Origin of the sequence: Ramlibacter sp. (assembly GCF_035548915.1) — a bacterium.
Lineage (GTDB): Bacteria > Pseudomonadota > Gammaproteobacteria > Burkholderiales > Burkholderiaceae_C > Ramlibacter.
Genome location: NZ_DASZSE010000018.1, coordinates 21637 through 40028, shown reverse-complemented (window position 1 = coordinate 40028; position 18392 = coordinate 21637). Strand labels below are relative to the sequence as shown.

Below are 18392 nucleotides of genomic sequence, written 5' to 3'. Positions count from 1 at the left end.
CGATGCACGAACCTCATTCCGAGCTGCTGCCCGACGCCGTCGCGCCCGCGTGGTGGCGGCACTGGTGGCGGCGGCAGAGCCCGACGCACCAGGACCGCTTCGCGATGCTCGCGCCGCTCGCGGCGGTGCTGCTCTTTCTCGCCGCGATCGTGTCCGCGTTCTGGTACCTGCGGCTGGAGGAGACCGATCGCGAGCAGGAAGCCGTCAAGCGCGACGTCGAATACGCGCAGCAGCGGCTGCGCCTGCGACTGCTCGAACGGCAGGAGCAGCTCATGCGCATCGCGCGCGACATCAACAACAAGGAAGTCGATGCCGCGGAGTTCGTGGTGCGTGCCGAGTCGATGGTCGTGCAGTATCCCGAGCTGCAGGTGCTCAGCTGGATCGACGAGCGCCGGCGTTTCAAGGCGACCTATGCGGCTCCGAGCGTGCCCGCGGCGCAGATGCGCGTGAAAGGCGACGTGCTGCGCGTGGGCGAGACCGAGACGATCTACAGCCTCGCGCGCGACCTGCAGCAGCCCGTGTACTCGCAACCGGTGGCGGGCAGCGAAGGCACCGGCTTGCTGCAGCTGCACGTGCCGCTCGCCGACCAGGGCAGGTTCGGGGGAATCGTCCTTGGCGAATACTCCATCGACGCGCTGCTGCGCTACGGGGTGCCCACCGAAGTGTCGGCCAAGTACGCGGTGGCCCTGCTCGATGCGAAGGGCCGCGTGCTCGCCGGTGCGACCCTGCCGCCGCGCAGTCCCGCCACGCACCTGCTGCCCTGGGGGGAGCAGCCGAACGAATACGAAGTGCCCGTCTCGCCGGTAGGCAACGGGCTCGTGCTGCGCGCGCAGGCCTATCGCACGTCGCTCGGCGTGATCGGCAGCGGCGTGTTCTGGCTCGTGATCGCGTTGTCGGCCATGACGGCGTGGATGCTGATCGCCAACTGGCGCCACACGCGCCGGCGCGTGCAGGCTCAGCAGGCGCTCGTCGCGGAGACGAACTTCCGCCGCGCGATGGAGAACTCGATGCTCACGGGCATGCGCGCGCTCGACATGCAAGGCCGCATCACGTACGTGAACGCGGCCTTCTGCCAGATGACGGGCTGGAACGAAGCGGAGCTCGTCGGGCGCACGCCGCCGTTTCCCTATTGGCCCGAGGAAGATCGCGAGCAGCTCACGGCACGCCTGGATGACGAGATTCACGGCCGCGCGCAGGCAGGCGGCATCCAGGTGCGCGTGAAGCGGCGCGACGGCACCCTCTTCGACGCCCGCCTGTACGTGTCGCCGCTCGTGGATCCGCGCGGCCATCAGACGGGGTGGATGACGTCGATGACCGACATCACCGAGCCCAACCGCATCCGCGAGCAGCTGCAGGCGTCGCACGAACGCTTCACGACCGTGCTGGAGGCGCTGGACGCGAGCGTGTCCGTCGCGCCGCTCGGAAGCGAGGAGCTTCTCTTTGCGAACAAGCTCTATCGCCTCTGGTTCGGCGGCCAGGCGGCGGGCCATCTGCAGATGGTCGCGCAGGCGGGTGTGCCGGAGCAGCCGCGCTCGGACGAGCACCTGGACGAGGTCGATTCGTTCGTGGGGCTGCCCACCGGAGCGCTCACCACGGCGCGTTCGGAGAACGCCGAGATCTACGTGAGCGAGCTTGGCAAGTGGCTCGAAGTGCGTTCGCGCTACCTGAACTGGGTGGACGGCCGGCTCGCGCAGATGGTGATCGCCACCGACATCTCCGCGCGCCGGCATGCGGAGGAACAGTCGGCCGCGCAGGCGGAGCGGGCGCACTCGGCGAGCCGGCTCGTGACGATGGGCGAGATGGCGTCGAGCGTCGCGCACGAACTCAACCAGCCGCTCACGGCGATCCTCAACTATTGCAACGGCCTCGTCTCGCGCATCCACAGCCGGCAGATCTCGCAAGACGACATCCTTGCCGCGCTCGACAAGACGTCGCGGCAGGCGCAGCGCGCGGGCCAGATCATCCAGCGCATCCGCAGTTTCGTGAAGCGCAGCGAACCCAACCGCAGCCTCTCGGATGTGAGCGTGATGGTCAACGAGGCGGTGGAACTCGCGGAAATCGAGCTGCGCCGGCGCAACGTGCGCCTGTCGCACTACGTCGCCGCGCGCCTGCCGAAGCTGATGGTCGATCCGATCCTCATCGAGCAGGTGCTCGTGAACCTGCTGAAGAACGCGGCCGAATCGATCGAGCACGCGAAGCGTCCGCCCGCGCGCCGCAGCGTCGAGCTGCGCGTGATTCCGCGCATGGTCGACGAGCAGTCGGTCGTCGAATTCTCGGTGGTCGATTCCGGCGCGGGTCTCGCGCCGGAAGTGATGGACCGGCTCTACGAAGCCTTCTTCACCACGAAGGTGGAAGGCATGGGCATCGGGCTCAACCTGTGCCGCACGATCGTCGAGTCGCACCAGGGAAGGATGCAGGCGGAGAACATCTACAATGGCACCGAAGTCGCCGGTTGCCGCTTCTCCTTCTGGATTCCTGTGTCCGGCGCTATCAATGCAGTAGCAGGCAAGGACGCCGGAGTGACCGTATGAGCTTGATTCCCAAGAAGGGCACCGTCTATGTCGTGGACGACGACGAGGCGGTGCGCGATTCGCTGCAGTGGCTGCTCGAGGGCAAGGACTACCGCGTGCGCTGCTTCGATTCCGCCGAATCCTTCCTCTCGCGCTACGACCCGCGCGAAGTCGCCTGCCTGATCGTGGACATCCGCATGGCCGGCATGACCGGGCTCGAGCTGCAGGACCGCCTCGTGGAGCGCAAGTCGCCGCTGCCCATCGTCTTCATCACGGGCCACGGCGACGTGCCGATGGCGGTGAACACGATGAAGAAAGGCGCGATGGATTTCATCCAGAAGCCGTTCAAGGAAGACGAGCTCGTGAGCCTCGTGGAGCGCATGCTCGAGCGCGCGCGGGACACTTTCGCCGAATACCAGAGCGCGGCGAGCCGCGACGCGCTGCTGTCCAAGCTGACCTCGCGCGAGGCGCAGGTGCTGGAGCGCATCGTGGCCGGGCGCCTGAACAAGCAGATCGCGGACGACCTGGGGATCAGCATCAAGACGGTGGAGGCGCATCGCGCCAACATCATGGAAAAGCTGAATGCGAACACCGTGGCCGATCTGCTGAAGATCGCGCTCGGGCAGACGCCGCCGAAGGGCTGACGTGACGGCACAGATCATCGACGGCAACGCGCTTGCCGCACGCATCCGCGCCGAAGTCCAGGGCCGCACCGACGCCCTCAAGGCGCGCGGCATCGTCCCACATCTTGTCATCGTCCTCGTCGGCGACGACCCGGCCAGCCAGGTCTACACGAAGCACAAGGTCAACGACAGCGAGCAGACGGGGCTGAAGGCCACGCTGGAACGCTATCCCGCCACGCTCAGCGAGTCCGATCTGCTCGAACGCATCCGGGTGCTCAACGGCGACAGTTCCGTCCACGGCATTCTCGTGCAGCTGCCGCTGCCGAAGCACATGGACGCGCACAAGGTGATCGAAGCCATCTCGCCTGCCAAGGACGTCGACGGCTTTCACGTTTCGAGCGCGGGCGCCCTCATGGTGGGTCAGCCTGGCTTCTGGCCGTGCACGCCGCACGGGTGCCTGCGCATGCTCGACGAGATCGGCTACGACCTGAAGGGGCGCAACGCGGTCGTGATCGGGCGCAGCAACATCGTGGGCAAGCCGATGGCGATGATGCTGCTTGGCCGCAACGCGACGGTGACGATCTGCCACAGCCAGACGCGCGACCTGCGCGCGCACACGCTGCAGGCGGATGTGATCGTCGCGGCCGTGGGCAAGCGCAACGTGGTCACGGCCGAAATGGTGAAGCCCGGTGCGGTCGTGATCGATGTCGGGATGAACCGCAATGATGCGGGCAAGCTTTGCGGCGACGTCGACTTCGAGGGTGTGAAGCAGGTCGCGGGCTGGATCACGCCCGTGCCGGGCGGTGTCGGGCCGATGACGCGGGCCATGCTGCTCGTGAATACGATCGAGGCCGCGCAGCGCGCGAGCGGCTGAGGCGGCGGGCGTCTCGTTGCGGTGTGGGGCAACGAATGACGGGGAGGCCGTCATTTCCGCTCCTTCCCCGCGTCATGCCCGCTCCCTCCCCCGCGTCATTCCCGCTCCTTCCCCCGCGTCATTCCCGCTCCTTCCCCCGTCATTCCCGCGAAAGCGGGAATCCAGTGGCTTCATCTCTGCCAGGCAACGAAGCCGCTGGATTCCCGCTTTCGCGGGAATGACGGAGCGGGGCTCGATCCCCGCTTTCGCGGGAATGACGGAGAAGGACGCGAAAGCCCCTCAACGGTCCACCAGCCGCCGGTTGTTCGCGAGCCGCCTGTCCACCAACGCCACGCACCGACCGCGATTCGGCGACGTCGCTGTGCACCGCCTCCTGCGCGGTGCGAATCCCTTCGGGGAGGATCGAGCGCTCGCGGTCGGCATCATCGACGGGCTCGCGTTCAAGGGCGAATGCTATTCGGCGTTCGCGCAGATGCTCGGCACGCGCTCGGTGGCCGAAAGACTCGTGCAGCTCATCACTCGACTGGCCGAAATCGACGGCGTGCAGGGAAGGCAGCACGACCAGCGCCGCCTCCTCGCGCTCGCACGCACAGGTTCCTGACGCCATCCTTGCAAGGCGAGCGCTTCGGGCCGCCCAGCCACTAGGGCTTGTGCGGATGAACGCGAACGCCGCGCGCCCATACACTTTTGGACAAACAAATAATGCGAATGCATCTTCGCGCCGCGCCGCTTCCACTACAAGGAGACAACCATGAAGCATCATCTGGCCGCACCTCTGCCCAGCCGCCGAACCGTGCTGCGCGCGGGCCTCGGCGCCGCGGGGACCATCGCGCTGCCGCGGTTCGCATTCGCCGCGGATGAGCATCCGCCGATCGGCACGTGGCCCGCGGGCGCGCAGGGCGACTCCGTCTTCATCGGAATTTCAGTTCCGCGCACAGGCACCTATGCGGTGCAGGGCGAGGATGAGCTGAAGGGCTACCAGCTCGCCATCGAACACATCAACGAGGGCCATCCGCTCATCAAGGCGATCTCGCCGAAGACGAAAAAGGGCGTGCTCGGCAAGCAGCTCAAGTATGGCGTGGCCGATTCGGCGGCCAAGCCGAACGACGCGGTGCAGGCGCAGCAGCGCTTCATCACGGAGAACAAGGCGATCGTGATCACCGGCGGCACGTCGAGCGCCGTCGCCGTGGCGCTCAACAAGCTCGCGCAGCGCGAGAAAGTGCTCTTCGTCTGCGGAATTTCCGGCTCCAACGACACGACGGGCAAGGACTGCGTGCGCTACGGCGTGCGCCAGAACTTCTACGGCCAGACCGCCGCCGACGCGATCGGCCCCGCCCTGCTGAAGGCGTACGGCAAGAACCGCAAGGCGGCCTTCATGACGCCGGACTACACGTACGGCCACACGGTCACGAAGTCGGTGAACGAGTTCCTCGCGAAAAACGGCGGCTGGCAGATGGTCACCAATCAGGTGTCGCCGCTCGGCGCGCCGGACTTCAGCTCCTACCTCACCAACATCGCGAACTCGGGCGCCGAGTTCCTCGTGAACGTCAACTGGGGCCACGACGCGGTGCTCTCCACGCAGCAGGCCAAGCAGTTCGGCCTCCTGCCGAAGATGAAGCTCGTGATTCCCTACCAGATCCCGTTCCTCGCCCGTGAAGTCGGCGCGGACGTGACGGAGGGCGTGTTCGCCGCCACCGACTTCTGGTGGACGCTCGAGGACCGCTACCCGCTCGCCAAGCAGTTCGTGCAGGAATTCGAGAAGAAGTACGGCTACAAGCCCGAATGGGGCGCCGAGAACGCGTACATGGAATTCGCGCTGTGGGCCGAGGCCGTCGAGCACGCCGGCACCTTCTACCCGCCCGACGTGATCAAGTCGTACGAGTCGCCTCGTAAACTCAACTCCGTCGTCGGAGAGGTGAGCTGGCGGCCCGAGGACCACCAGCTCATCCGTCCGGTCGTCATCGTGCGCGGCAAGGCGCCGGGGGCGATGCGCAACAAGGAAGACTATTGGGAAGTGATCGACGTCGTGCCGGGCGCGGGACTCATGCAGAAGCCCACCGACTTCGGCTGCAACCTCGGTTCGTACACCTGAAGATTCGCGCCCGTTGCTCACCTGGTCCAACTTTCTGTCGCAGCTCTTCAACGGGCTGGCGCTGGGTGCCCTGCTCGCGCTGATCGCGTCGGGGCTCACCATCATCTACGGCACGCTCGGCGTGCTGAACCTCGCGCACGGCGCGATGTTCATGCTCGGCGGCTACGCGGGCTATGCCGCCTGGTCGGCGAGCGGCTCGTTCGTCGTCGCGCTCGTTGCAGGGACGCTGTCGGTGGGCGTGCTGGGTCTCGTGATGGAGCGCGTGATCATCCGCCACTTCTACAGCCGCCCGGGCGAGGACCAGCTGCTCGTGACCTTCGGCCTGGCCATCTGCTTCGTGGAGATCGTGCGGCTCATCTTCTCGAGCCTCACGAAGACGGTGACGCCGCCCGCCGCGCTCGCGGGCATCACGAACATGGGGATCATGTTCTATCCGACCTACCGGCTCGCGGTCGTCGGCATCGTGGCGATCGCGCTGCTTGCGCTCTACATCGTGCTCTACCGCACGCGCCTGGGGCTCATCGTGCGCGCGGGCATCGACGACGCGGTCATGGTGGATTCGCTCGGCATCGACGTCTACCGCGTCTTCATGATCGTGTTCGGACTGGGCTCCATGGCCGCGGGCTTCGCGGGCATCGTGAACGCGCCGGTGGTGTCGCTCACGCCGGAAGTCGGCGAGACCATCCTCGTGCAGACCTTCGTCGTGGTGGTGATCGGCGGCGTCGGCTCGTTCCCGGGCGCGATCCTGGGGGGGCTCGTGGCGGGCGAGATCATCAGCCTCACATCGATGGTGAATCCCGGCTACGCTTACGTGATGCTTTTCGCCGCGATGGCCCTCGTGCTGCTCGTGCGGCCGCACGGCCTGCTGGGCGCGCGCGGGCGCGAATGAAGGAACGGATACACAGGGCATGACCAGGCAGCGCCGGTTCCTCTTCGAAGCTCTCGCGGCGATCTGCCTCGTGGCGGTGCCCTTCGTGCTCCCGCTCCTCGGCGCCGCGCCGAACACCGTGAACCGCGTGCTGGTGTGGGGCCTCTTCGGGCTCGGCTTCGACATCCTCTTCGGCTACACGGGCATGCTCTCGTTCGGCCAGTCGGCGTTCTACGGCACCGGCGGCTTCGTCGCGGCGTATCTCCTCACCCGCGCGGGCTTTCCGAGCGTGATCGGCGCGCTCGCGATCGGCATGGTCGCCGCGGCTGTCGTCGGCTACCTGATCGGCATCCTCGCGCTGCGCCGCACCGGCATCTACTTCGCGATGATCACGGTGGCCATCGCGGAAATCTTCTTCTTCGTGGAATTCAATCCGCTTTCCGATTTCACGGGCGGCGAGAACGGCCTGCCCGGCGTGCCGACGCCCGTGCTGCACCTCGGCTTCACCACGCTGCACTTCACCTCCGGCTGGGCGCTCTACCCGTTCCTCGCGTTCTGCTACTTCGTGGGGCTCGTGATCGCGCTGCGCATCGTGCACTCGCCCGTGGGGGCCGTGCTGCAGGCCATCCGCGAAAACCCGTTGCGAGCGGCAGCGGTCGGCCACAACGTGCTCGGCTACAAGCGCACGGCCTTCGTGATCGCGGCCGCCTACGCCGGCATCGCGGGCGGATTGCTCGGCGTGCTGCAGGCCTTCATGCCGCCCGATGCGTTCATGTTCGAAACGTCGGGCCAGCTCATCATGCAGACCGTGATCGGCGGCCGCGGCACCCTCGTCGGGCCGCTCGTGGGCGCGGCCGTGTGGCTCTTCCTGCAGGACTTCCTGCAGGCCGTGCTCGGTCTCGGCGCGGCATGGAAGCTGGTGCTGGGCGTGGTGTTCGTGCTGCTCGTGTGCTTTCTGAGGCAAGGCATCGTGGGCGGGCTGCGCGATCTGTGGGATTTCGCGGCCGGCCGGCGCAAGGCCATGCAGGCCGCCGCGCCCGCCGCCGCTGCGGCATCCGCGCCCGCGGCCGCGCAGGCGGTCGCCGAAATGCGCTCGGCGCATCACGCGAACAAGGACTTCGCGGGCCCCATCCTGCAGGCGAGCGGCCTCACCAAGCGCTTCGGCGGCGTGGTCGCGAACGAAGGCATCGACTTCACGCTGCGCGCGGGCGAGCTGCGCGGGATCATCGGTCCGAACGGCGCGGGCAAGTCCACCTTCTTCAAGATGCTCACCTGCGAAATCGCGCCGACCTCGGGGCGCATCGCCTTCGAAGGCCGCGACATCACCGGCATGAGCATCACCGACGTGTGCCAGCTCGGCCTTACCAAGAGCTACCAGGTGAACCAGCTCTTCAACCGGCTCACCGTGCGGCAGAACGTGACGATCGCGGCGCTGGCCGAGCTGCGCGGCAAGTTCCGGCTGGACCTCCTGCGCCGCGCGGACCGGGTGCCGGGCCTCGCGGAACAGGTGGAACGCACGCTGGGGCTCGTGAACCTCACGGCACGCGCGGATGCGCAGGTGGCGCAACTCGCGTACGGGGAAAAGCGGCGCCTGGAAATCGGTCTGGCGCTCGCGTCCTCGCCCACGCTGCTGCTGCTGGACGAGCCGCTCGCGGGCATGAGCCCGAGCGAGCGCGCGGAAACGGTGTCGCTGCTGAAGTCGATCGCGCGGGGCCGCACGATGGTCGTGATCGACCACGACATGGACGCGCTTTTCGAGCTCGCCGAACGCATCACGGTGCTGCAGGAAGGCCGGCTGCTCGTGGAAGGCACGCCCGATGAAATCAAGCGCAATCCCAAGGTGCAGGAGGCCTATCTCGGCGGCGTGCGCGAAGCCGCGGTCGAGGAGACCGTGACGCCATGAGTCTGCTCGAAGCGCGCGGGCTGAACAGCTACTACGGGGACTCGCACATCCTCTTCGACGTGTCGCTGCACGTCGGCAGGAACGAGGTGGTGGGCCTCCTCGGCCGCAACGGCGCGGGCAAGAGCACGACGCTGAAAAGCCTGATGGGGGTGGTCGCGCCGCGCACGGGCTCCGTGATGCTCGAAGGCGTGGAGCTCGCCGGCCGCAAGAGCCACGCCATCGCTCGCGCGGGCATGCAGCTCGTGCACGAGGAGCGGCGGATCTTCTCGAGTCTCAACGTGGAGGAGAACCTGGTGCTCGCGGGCCTCACCGCGCGCGACCGCTGGCCGCTCGAGCGGGTCTACGAGATGTTCCCGCGCCTGAAGGAGCGGCGCATGAGCCGCGGCACGGATCTTTCGGGCGGCGAGCAGCAGATGCTCGCCATCGGGCGCGCGCTCATCCGCAATCCGAAGATCCTGCTGCTCGACGAGCCGTTCGAAGGGCTTGCCCCGGTGATCGTGCACGATCTCGTCCAGGCGTGCCGCTCGCTCGCGCAGGCCGGGCAGACCATCGTGCTGGTCGAGCAGAACCTCGCCGCGACGCTCGCGCTCGCGCAGCGCGTCTACATCATCAACAACGGCCACGTGGCCCACGAGAGCTCCGCGGCCGAGTTGCGCGCGAGCCCCGAAGTCCTCCAGCGGTACCTCGGGGTCTGAAACCTTGCGGCATTGAAGTCGCCGCGGCTGCCGCAAAATGGCGGCTATGAGCAATCCCCTCCTCGACTTCCAGGACGCCCCCGCCTTCGACCAGGTCCGGCCCGACCTCGTGGCGCCCGCCATCGACCAGCTTCTCGCGCAAGCCGACGCGGCTCTCGACCGGGTCACGCAGCCGGACTTCCCCGCCGACTGGAGCGCCATCGCGAAGGTGCTCGACGTCGCGACCGAACGGCTCGGGCGCGCGTGGGGCGTGGTGAGCCACCTCAACGCGGTCGCCGACACGCCCGACTTGCGCGCCGCCTACAACGCGGCGCTGCCCAAGGTCACCGAATTCTGGACGCGCCTGGGCGCGGACGAGCGGCTTTACGCGAAGTACAAGGCGATCGCACCCGAAACCCTCACGTCCGAGCAGCGCCAGGCGCACAAGAACGCGATGCGCAACTTCGTGCTCTCCGGCGCCGAACTGCAGGGCGATGCGAAGAAGCGATTCGCGCAGATCCAGGAAAGGCAGGCGGAGCTCGCGCAGAAGTTCAGCGAGAACGCGCTCGATGCGACGGACGCGTACGCCTACTGGGCGACGCAAGGCGAACTCGAAGGCGTCCCGCCGGACGTGGTGCAGGCCGCCCGCGCGGCGGCCGAGGCCGAGGCAAGGAGCGGCTACAAGCTCACGCTGAAGATGCCGAGCTACCTGCCCGTGATGCAGTTCGGCGCGAACCGGGCGCTGCGCGAGCGGCTCTATCGAGCCTACGCCACGCGAGCGAGCGACCAGGGCGACGCGAAGTTCGACAACAGCCCGCTCATCCGCGAGATCCTCGCGCTGCGGCAGGAGGAGGCGAAGCTGCTCGGCTACCGCAACTTCGCCGAAGTCTCGCTCGTGCCGAAGATGGCGCAGTCGCCCGACGAAGTGATCAAGTTTTTGCGCGACCTCGCCCGGCGCGCGCGTCCCTACGCCGAACAGGACGTCGCGGACATGCGCGCCTTCGCGCGCGAGAAGCTCGGCATCGACGACCCGCAGGCCTGGGACTGGTCTTTCATCGCCGAGAAGCTGAAGGAGGAGCGCTACGCGTTCAGCGAGCAGGAGGTGAAGCAGTACTTCACCGCGCCGAAGGTGCTGGCCGGCCTCTTCAAGATCATCGAGACGCTCTTCGAAGTGGAGATTCGCCGCGACAGCGCGCCCGTGTGGAACCCGGCGGTGGAGTTCTACCGCATCGAGCGCGGCGGCAAGCTCGTGGGCCAGTTCTATCTCGATGCGCCCGCGCGCACCGGCAAGCGCGGGGGCGCATGGATGGACGACGTACGCGCGCGGTGGCTCAGGCCCGACGACGGCAGCCTGCAGACGCCGGTGGCGCATCTCGTGTGCAACTTCGCCGAAGGCGTGGACGGCAAACCGCCCCTTCTCACGCACGACGACGTGATCACGCTCTTCCACGAGTCGGGCCACGGCCTGCAGCACATGCTCACGCAGGTGGACGAGCGCGACGTGTCCGGCATCAGCGGCGTGGAGTGGGATGCCGTCGAACTCCCGAGCCAGTTCATGGAGAACTTCTGCTGGGAATGGGGCGTGCTCAAGCACATGACGGCGCACGTGGACACGGGCGAGCCGCTGCCGCGAGCGCTCTTCGACAAGATGCTCGCGGCGCGCAATTTCCAAAGCGGCCTCGCGACGCTCAGGCAGATCGAGTTCGCCCTGTTCGACATGCTGCTGCATACGAGCCACGATCCGCGCGAGGACTTCATGCCGCTGCTCGCGCGGGTGCGCGACGAGGTGGCGGTGCTGCGGCCACCCGAGTTCAACCGCATGGCTCACACGTTCAGCCACATTTTTGCGGGCGGTTACGCGGCGGGCTACTACTCCTACAAATGGGCGGAGGTACTCTCGGCCGACGCGTATTCGGCCTTCGAGGAGACCGCCCAGCAAGACGGCGCCCCCAGCGTGGAAACCGGTCGAAAATACCGCCAGGCCATCCTGGAGACGGGCGGCAGCCGCCCCGCCATGGAGTCGTTCAAGGCATTTCGTGGCCGCGAGCCGACGCTCGACGCGCTTCTGCGCCACCAGGGAATGGCGTGAAGGCGAGACAGCGCGACAATGGAGGCCTGATCGCGCACCGATCGGTGCGCCGCATCGAGCCGTTGATGGAGACTTGAGCCGCATGACAGCTTACCGTTCCCTTGCCGCCGCCACCCTGCTCGGAGTGCTGGCCGCCGCCGCGACCCTGTCGCACGCGCAGGCCGTCTACCGCATCGTCGGCCCCGACGGCCGCGTGACCTTCAGCGACCGGCCGCCGCCCGACACCGGCGGTGGCAAGGCCACGCTCGCGCCGGTCGGGCCCGCCGGGTCCGCGGAGAATTTCGGCTCGCTCCCGTTCGAGCTACGGACCGCGGCGAGCAAATATCCGGTCGTCCTCTATGCGCGGCCCGGCTGCGCGCCGTGCGACACGGGCCGCAGCTTCCTCGTGAGCCGCGGCATTCCGTTCACCGAGAAGATGGTGACGACGAACGAGGATCTCGAAGCGCTGCAGCGCCTCTCGGGCGCGCTCACCCTGCCCTTCATCACGATCGGCGGGCAGCAGATCAAGGGCTTCGCGGAGCTGGAGTGGACGGGTTTCCTCGATGCCGCGGGCTACCCGAAGACATCGCAGCTTCCCCCGGGCTATCGGCGCCCGGCGCCCACGCCGCTCGTGGTCGCGTCGCGGCCGGCCGAGCGTCCGGCCGAAGGGGAGGCCACGCCTCTTCCCGTGCCTTCGACTCCGTCGTCGAACAACCCGAACAATCCGGCGAATATCCAGTTCTGACGTTGCGAGGCCACTCCCTCTCCCCTGGAAGGCGGGTTGGGAGAGAGGGGGCCCCGGTGCTCAATACGTGAGCGTCTGAACCCCGTTGGCCGTTCCCAGCAGGCACACCGAGGCCTTCTGGTGCGCGAAGACGCCCACCGTCACCACGCCCGGCCACTGATTCACCATGGTCTCGAAGCCGAGCGGATCCGTGATCTGCAGGCCCGTCACGTCCAGGATGTGCTGGCCGTTGTCGGTCACGAGCGGCGCGCCGTCCTTCAGCCGAACCTGCGCGCTGCCGCCGAGCCCCGCGAACTGGCGCGCGATGCGCCGCGCGGCCATCGGGATCACTTCCACCGGCAGCGGGAACCGGCCGAGCACCTGCACCTGCTTGGATTCGTCGGCGATGCAGACGAATCGCTTCGACTGCGCGGCCACGATCTTCTCGCGCGTGAGCGCCGCGCCGCCCCCCTTCACCATGAACCCGCGCGGATCGATCTCGTCGGCGCCGTCGATGTAGACGGAAAGCTCATCGACCTCGGTCGCGTCGAAGACGTGGATGCCGAGCGAGCGCAGCCGCTCGGTCGACGCGCTGGAACTCGAGACGGCGCCCGGGATGCGATCCTTCACCGAAGCGAGCGCCTCGATGAACCTGTTCACCGTGGAGCCGGTTCCCACGCCCACGATTTCGCCGGGCACCACGTAGTGCAGCGCGGCGCGGCCGACCAGCGCTTTGAGTTCGTCCTGTGTCATCTGGGAAAATCCTCGCGTCACGTCGATTATCCATGTCGCTCATCCCTTACTCGCTCGCGCGCCCCTTTCTCTTCGGGCTGGACCCCGAGCACACTCACGACCTCACGCTGAAGACGCTCGCGCGCCTTCAGCACACGCCCGCGCGAATGGCTTGGTGCAACGCCTTCGTGGAGGACCCGGTCGAGCTCGCCGGGCTGCGCTTTCCCAACCGCGTGGGGCTCGCGGCCGGCCTCGACAAGAATGCGCTGTGCATCGACGCCTTCGGCATGATGGGGTTCGGCTTCGTGGAAGTCGGCACCGTCACGCCGAAGCCGCAGCCGGGCAATCCCCGGCCGCGCCTGTTCCGGCTGCCGCGAGCGCACGCCCTCATCAATCGCCTCGGCTTCAACAACGAAGGGCTGGAGGCCTTCCTCGCCAACGTGAAGCGATCGCACTTCCGCGAGCAGGGCCGCATCCTCGGGCTCAACATCGGCAAGAACGCCTCGACGCCCATCGAGGACGCCACGCGCGACTACCTGGCATGCCTGGAAGGCGTCTACCCCCATGCCGATTACGTCACCGTCAACATCTCGAGCCCGAACACAGCCCACCTGCGCAGCCTGCAAGGCGATGCGGCGCTCGACGGCCTGCTGGATGCGATCGCGCGGCATCGCGCCGCACTCGCGAAGCGGCATGGGAGGCGCGTGCCGATCTTCGTGAAGATCGCGCCCGACCTCGACGAGCAGCAGGTCGCGGGCATCGCCGCCGCGCTGAAGCGCCACGGCATGGACGGCGCGATCGCGACCAACACGACCATTTCGCGCGACGCGGTCAAGGGCCTGCCCCATGCCGAAGAAGCCGGCGGCCTGAGCGGCGCGCCGGTGCGCGAAGCGAGCAACCGCGTGATCGCGCAACTGCGCGCCGCGCTCGGTGCGCGCTTTCCCATCATCGGCGTGGGCGGGGTGATGAGCGGGGAAGATGCCGTCGCGAAGCTGCGCGCGGGCGCCGATGCGGTGCAGATCTACACCGGCCTCATCTATCGCGGCCCGGCCCTCGTGGGCGAAGTGGCGCGCGCGCTCAAAGCGGCCGGGTCGCGACCAGCTTGACCGTGAACTGGCGGCCGGGCGCCGGCTCGAAGAAGCGCGCGTTGCCCTCGTTCACGATCACCGAGCCGGCGTAGCGCCGGTCGAAGAGATTGTCCACGCGCGCGGCCGCTTCGATCTTCCATTGCGGCAGCGCCCACTTGTAGCCCGTGTGCAGGGCCACCGTCGTCCACGCCCCCGCGGCGTCGGTGTTGGCGTCGTTCACGTAGACGCGGGCCGAGTGGCGCAGTTCGACCCCGGCGCGCCATCCCTCGGGCGGCTGCCACGAGAGCTCGGCGGCCGTGAAAGCGCGCGCCGTGCCGGGGATGCGGTTGCCCGCGGGGATGACGAGCGTGGGCGTGGCGCACGGCGTCGCCGCGCAGGTCGCGAACGCGTCCGCGTAGTGCGCGTCGAGCCACGAACGCGCGAGCTGCAGCGACCAGCCTCGGTCCGTCCTCGCCGATGCGGAGAGCTCCAGGCCGCGCCGCTCGGTATCGCCCGCGTTGCGGAAGGTGCTGCGGCCGCCGCTGTTGGTCTGCGTCACGATTTCGTCTTGCGTGCGCGTCTGAAAGAGCGCTGCGGACCATTCGAGCCGCATCTTCGCATCCGCGGACGACCGCCCCTTGAGACCTGCCTCCACGTTCGTGCTTCGTGAAGGCTTCAGCCCGAGATTCATGCCGGGCAGGCCATCGGGGCGGTAGGCGAGTTCGTTGAGCGTCGGCGTCTCGAAGCCGCGGCCGTACGCCGCGTAGGCATGCAGCTGGGGCGTGATCGCGAACATCGCGGCGGCCACGGGCAGCGTCGAGGCGAAACGCAAGCTGCCGCTGTCGTCCCCGTTCGTGCCGGCGATGTAGTGGTCGCCGGAGCGGATTCGCACGTTGCTGCGGCGCGCGCCCGCGGTGAGCGTCCAGCGCGGCGCGGGTCGCCACACGGCCTGCAGGTACGGATCGAGATTCGTCGCCGTGTTGTCTTCGTCGCGGCGCAGGGCGCCCTGCACGCCGAGCGTCGTGCCGATGAAATTCAGCCAGCCGCGGCGATGTTCCTGAAGCGTGTCGTACGACACGCCGCCCACGAGTTCGAGCGAAGTGAGCTTCGCCGTCCAGCGCAGGTCGGCTCCCGCGTAGGTGCGCGCGAGATCGATCACGCCGCCGGGATGCAGGGGATTCGCCTGCGTCGCGGTGGGAATCGACTGGAACTGCTTCGTCGCGCGCTCGCCGCCGTAGAGCATCAGGCGCAGCGTCTGTTGCGCATCGATGGCGTGCTCGTGCACGAGTCCGAGCTGGCTCTGTCGCACGGTCTTGCGCGTGTCGAATGCGAGCGCTGAAGGATCGACGCTGCGCGGCGCCGCATCGAACTGCGCGCGCGTGAGGCCGAGGGGATCGTCGGCGCGCACGTTCACGCTGTTGGCCACGAGCGTCCAGTGGTTCCAGTCGAGACGTGCGTTCGCGAGCTCGCGCTCGGCGGCGCTGTGATCGCGCGACCCGTCGGTCTGGAAATGGCTCGAGCTCAGGTTGAAGCCGATCCCGCCGGCCTTGCCGAGCGCGCGCACCGCCGGCCGCAGCATGCCGTCGCTGCCGGCCGCCATGCTGCCCGTTACCTGCGGCGCGCCTTCGCCCGCCTCGGTGAACACCTGCAACACGCCGCCGGAGGAGTTGCCGTACAGCGCCGAGAACGGCCCGCGCAACAGTTCGATGCGCTCGGCCGAGCCGAGGTCGATGTGCGACGTCTGCCCCTGGCCGTCGGGCATGGTGGCCGGGATGCCGTCGACGTAGAGCCGCACGCCGCGCACGCCGAATGTCGAGCGTGCGCCGAACCCGCGGATGGACAGCTGCAGGTCCTGCGCGTAATTCTGCCGGTCGCGTGCGGTGACACCCGGCACGACCGCGAGGCTTTCGGAGAGCTGCACTTCGGGGCGCGCGGCGCCGCGCAGCCGTGCGCCGTCGATCACGTCGACGGCGGCCGGCACGTCGAATGGCGAAGCCTCGGTGCGTGTGGCGGTCACGGTCACGGGCGCCAATTGCGTTTGCGCGACCGAACTGCCGCTCACAAGCATGAAGCCCAGAAGAGTCGGGTAGCCGAAGGGCAGCCCATCGCACGAAGCGAAGCCGGTCACCCGCGGCCGAAGTGCATCGCGTCCGCGCACGTTAGCTCTCCTCCAGCATTGCCACGACTGCCTCCCCGATCGCGAGCGCACTCGTCAACCCGGGCGATTCGATGCCGAACAGATTCACGAGCCGCGGCACACCATGCAGCGCCGTCCCATCGATGCGGAAGTCCGGCGCGGCCTGCCCCGGCCCGTGGATCTTCGGCCGCACGCCGCTGTAGCTGGGCACGAGCGAGCCGTCGGGAAGCCGCGGCCAGTAGCGCCGCACCTCCTCGTAGAAACCATGGGCCCGCGCGGGATTCACCGCATAGTCGATGTCCTCGGGCCGCGTCGCGTCCAGCCATTCGAGGTCCGGACCGAACTTCGCCTGGCCGCCCAGGTCGAGCGTGAGATGCACGCCGAGCCATGCATCGGCCGGCGCGGGATAGATCAACCGCGCAAACGGCGAGCGGCCCGCGAGCGAGTAGTAGCTGCCCTTGGAGAAGAATTCGCGCGGCACGAAGCGCGCGGCAAGGCCTTCGAAGCGCCGCGCGAGCGCACAGGCGTGCAGCGACGCCGAATTGACGACGATCCTCGCCGCGAGCTCCGAGCCGTCCGCCAGCCGAAGCACGTGGTCGTCGTCGCCCGCCCCGAGCACCGCCGAGTCGACCGCCGACCCGAGCGCGACGGCACCGCCCGCCTTCTCCAGATCGCCTTGCAGCGCCAGCATGAAGCCGTGACTGTCGACGATGCCGGTCGTGGGCGACGACAGTGCCGCGATGCAGCGCAACTCGGGTTCGAGCGCGAGCGCTTCGCGAGCCTCCAGCCATTGCAGGGGCACGCCATTGGCAGCGCCACGGTCCCACAGGCCGCGCAGCGCCGCCGCTTCGCTTTCGCTCTGGGCCACGACCAGCTTGCCGCAATTGCGAAAGTCCACTCCATGCGTCGCGCACAAGGCATACAGGAGTGCCTTGCCTCGCACACAGAGGCTCGCCTTCAGCGAGCCCGGCGTGTAGTAGAGGCCCGCGTGGATCACCTCGCTGTTGCGCGAGCTCACGCCCTGCCCGATCGCAGTGCAGGCTTCGGCCACGATGGTTTCGCGCCCGCTGGCCGCGAGCGCGCGCGCGACGGCCAGGCCCACGGCGCCCGCGCCGATGACGACGGCGTCGACGCGATCCATCAGGACAAAGTCCTCGGATCGCTGGCGAGCAGCATGCGGACCGGCGATCGCAAGTCCTCGCGCAAGGTGGCGGCTCCGGCGTGGAGTTCGAGCAGCTTCCTCACGAGTCCCTTGCTTCGACCCAGGCCGCGCCGAGGGCGGGCGCGAAGTCGTAGAGCTTTTCGACGTGCGTGTCCTGCGCCTGCCGCAGGGCCCGGCACACTGCGCACGAGTGAGGCCATGCCCGGATTGTGGCGGATGCGGCAGGGTTGCGCTCGCGGCTCGGGCGCTCGATCCAGCCCATTGTCCGCGCGGGAAGGCGTGGGGATAATCGGCCGATAGGAGGCACCGAATGGATCTGCCGCTGCTCAAGCCCGCCCGGCCGGATGTTTCACGGCTCGTGGCGGCCGTGCAATGCAACAAGAGCGACGACACGCTCGCGCGCTTCATGCCGCCCGAGGCCTGGGAGCATCTGGCCGAGTACATGTCGGTCGAGCGCGTGGAGCGGGGCCACATCCTGATCGCGCAGGGCGCGCTCGACCGCACGCTCTATTTCCTCGAATCGGGTGTGCTGCGTGTGCATCGGGGGCAGTCGAACGACAATCAGTTGCAGCTCGCGGTGCTGGGCCCGGGCTCGGTGGTGGGCGAAGGCTCGTTCTTCTCGGAAATCGAGCGCAACGCGACGGTGCAGGCCACGCAGCCTTCGGTGCTGTGGTCGCTCACGCCGGAGCGTTTCACGAAGATGTCGAAGAAGGACCCGGCGACCGCGCTGAAGCTTTCGATGGCGCTCGGGGCGGTGCTTTCCACGCGGATGCTGGATGTGGCGCGGAGGATATCGATTACCTAGAGGGTCCTGGCCGGACCGTCGCTAATGCAGGGAACTGTCCCTCGCATCGGCCTCTTCAACGTAAAAGTCGAATTCAATCGGAACCCCTTGCTTCGCCAACGTGCGCAGCAGCCTTTCCGATACTGACGGACCACCGCCCCGTCCACTGCTTGC

15 protein-coding genes are annotated in these 18392 nt (G+C 68.0%); 12 read left to right on the top strand and 3 right to left on the bottom strand.

Going from position 1 to position 18392, the window contains the following annotated elements; all coding sequences use genetic code 11:
- Window positions 1-2 precede the first annotated feature (2 nt).
- The 10 genes from VHA82_RS04325 (at window position 3) to VHA82_RS04280 (ending at window position 12357) form a co-directional block, all read left to right on the top strand.
- Entirely contained in the window at window positions 3-2531 is a 2529-nt protein-coding gene (locus VHA82_RS04325) for a PAS domain-containing sensor histidine kinase (protein ID WP_325540627.1), read from the top strand.
- A complete protein-coding gene (locus VHA82_RS04320; protein WP_325540625.1) occupies window positions 2528-3154 on the top strand; it encodes a response regulator transcription factor in 627 nt (208 codons plus the stop codon). The genes VHA82_RS04325 and VHA82_RS04320 overlap by 4 nt, the downstream gene beginning before the upstream one ends.
- Window position 3155: 1 nt before the next feature.
- Complete coding sequence (locus tag VHA82_RS04315) at window positions 3156-4007, top strand: bifunctional methylenetetrahydrofolate dehydrogenase/methenyltetrahydrofolate cyclohydrolase (protein WP_325540623.1); 852 nt, start codon at window positions 3156-3158, stop codon at window positions 4005-4007.
- A 301-nt stretch (window positions 4008-4308) separates the two neighbouring features.
- Window positions 4309-4608 (top strand): hypothetical protein, encoded by a 300-nt coding sequence (locus VHA82_RS04310; RefSeq protein ID WP_325540621.1) that lies wholly within the window; start codon window positions 4309-4311, stop codon window positions 4606-4608.
- Between the two features lie 150 nt (window positions 4609-4758).
- Window positions 4759-6099 (top strand): substrate-binding protein, encoded by a 1341-nt coding sequence (locus VHA82_RS04305; RefSeq protein WP_325540619.1) that lies wholly within the window; start codon window positions 4759-4761, stop codon window positions 6097-6099.
- 13 nt (window positions 6100-6112) lie between these two features.
- Entirely contained in the window at window positions 6113-6988 is an 876-nt protein-coding gene (locus tag VHA82_RS04300) for a branched-chain amino acid ABC transporter permease (RefSeq protein WP_325540618.1), read from the top strand.
- A 19-nt stretch (window positions 6989-7007) separates the two neighbouring features.
- Window positions 7008-8870, top strand: a complete 1863-nt coding sequence (locus VHA82_RS04295) for a branched-chain amino acid ABC transporter ATP-binding protein/permease (RefSeq protein ID WP_325540617.1) — start codon at window positions 7008-7010, stop codon at window positions 8868-8870.
- Entirely contained in the window at window positions 8867-9565 is a 699-nt protein-coding gene (locus VHA82_RS04290; RefSeq protein WP_325540616.1) for an ABC transporter ATP-binding protein, read from the top strand. The genes VHA82_RS04295 and VHA82_RS04290 overlap by 4 nt, the downstream gene beginning before the upstream one ends.
- Before the next feature lie 46 nt (window positions 9566-9611).
- Window positions 9612-11633: a M3 family metallopeptidase gene (locus VHA82_RS04285; RefSeq protein WP_325540614.1), complete on the top strand. Its 2022-nt coding sequence runs from the start codon at window positions 9612-9614 to the stop codon at window positions 11631-11633.
- Window positions 11634-11715: 82 nt separating this feature from the next.
- Window positions 11716-12357, top strand: a complete 642-nt coding sequence (locus tag VHA82_RS04280) for a glutaredoxin family protein (RefSeq protein ID WP_325540612.1) — start codon at window positions 11716-11718, stop codon at window positions 12355-12357.
- A gap of 60 nt (window positions 12358-12417) precedes the next feature.
- Here VHA82_RS04280 and rpiA read toward each other — a convergent pair whose 3' ends face one another.
- A complete protein-coding gene (gene rpiA / locus VHA82_RS04275; RefSeq protein WP_325540610.1) occupies window positions 12418-13089 on the bottom strand; it encodes a ribose-5-phosphate isomerase RpiA in 672 nt (223 codons plus the stop codon).
- Between the two features lie 32 nt (window positions 13090-13121).
- Between rpiA and VHA82_RS04270 the strand changes: the two genes are divergently transcribed.
- A complete protein-coding gene (locus tag VHA82_RS04270) occupies window positions 13122-14174 on the top strand; it encodes a quinone-dependent dihydroorotate dehydrogenase (RefSeq protein WP_325540608.1) in 1053 nt (350 codons plus the stop codon).
- Here VHA82_RS04270 and VHA82_RS04265 read toward each other — a convergent pair.
- Window positions 14146-16203, bottom strand: coding sequence for a TonB-dependent receptor (locus VHA82_RS04265; RefSeq protein ID WP_349255986.1), 2058 nt, complete (start codon window positions 16201-16203; stop codon window positions 14146-14148). The two genes, VHA82_RS04270 and VHA82_RS04265, sit on opposite strands and share 29 nt — an antisense overlap.
- A 91-nt stretch (window positions 16204-16294) precedes the next feature.
- On the bottom strand, window positions 16295-17413 hold the full coding sequence (locus tag VHA82_RS04260; protein WP_325540604.1) for an NAD(P)/FAD-dependent oxidoreductase: 1119 nt from the start codon (window positions 17411-17413) through the stop codon (window positions 16295-16297).
- Window positions 17414-17744: 331 nt separating this feature from the next.
- Here VHA82_RS04260 and VHA82_RS04255 point away from each other — a divergent pair, with 331 nt between their 5' ends.
- A complete protein-coding gene (locus VHA82_RS04255; protein ID WP_325540602.1) occupies window positions 17745-18239 on the top strand; it encodes a cyclic nucleotide-binding domain-containing protein in 495 nt (164 codons plus the stop codon).
- Window positions 18240-18392: the final 153 nt, after the last annotated feature.

Coding starts and splice junctions, on each gene's coding strand:
- VHA82_RS04325 (WP_325540627.1), top strand. CDS start 3: ATGCACGAACCTCATTCCGAGCTGCTGCCCGACGCCGTCGCGCCCGCG.
- VHA82_RS04320 (WP_325540625.1), top strand. CDS start 2,528: ATGAGCTTGATTCCCAAGAAGGGCACCGTCTATGTCGTGGACGACGAC.
- VHA82_RS04305 (WP_325540619.1), top strand. CDS start 4,759: ATGAAGCATCATCTGGCCGCACCTCTGCCCAGCCGCCGAACCGTGCTG.
- VHA82_RS04295 (WP_325540617.1), top strand. CDS start 7,008: ATGACCAGGCAGCGCCGGTTCCTCTTCGAAGCTCTCGCGGCGATCTGC.
- VHA82_RS04290 (WP_325540616.1), top strand. CDS start 8,867: ATGAGTCTGCTCGAAGCGCGCGGGCTGAACAGCTACTACGGGGACTCG.
- VHA82_RS04285 (WP_325540614.1), top strand. CDS start 9,612: ATGAGCAATCCCCTCCTCGACTTCCAGGACGCCCCCGCCTTCGACCAG.
- VHA82_RS04280 (WP_325540612.1), top strand. CDS start 11,716: ATGACAGCTTACCGTTCCCTTGCCGCCGCCACCCTGCTCGGAGTGCTG.
- rpiA (WP_325540610.1), bottom strand. CDS start 13,089: ATGACACAGGACGAACTCAAAGCGCTGGTCGGCCGCGCCGCGCTGCAC.
- VHA82_RS04270 (WP_325540608.1), top strand. CDS start 13,122: ATGTCGCTCATCCCTTACTCGCTCGCGCGCCCCTTTCTCTTCGGGCTG.
- VHA82_RS04265 (WP_349255986.1), bottom strand. CDS start 16,203: ATGCTTGTGAGCGGCAGTTCGGTCGCGCAAACGCAATTGGCGCCCGTG.
- VHA82_RS04260 (WP_325540604.1), bottom strand. CDS start 17,413: ATGGATCGCGTCGACGCCGTCGTCATCGGCGCGGGCGCCGTGGGCCTG.
- VHA82_RS04255 (WP_325540602.1), top strand. CDS start 17,745: ATGGATCTGCCGCTGCTCAAGCCCGCCCGGCCGGATGTTTCACGGCTC.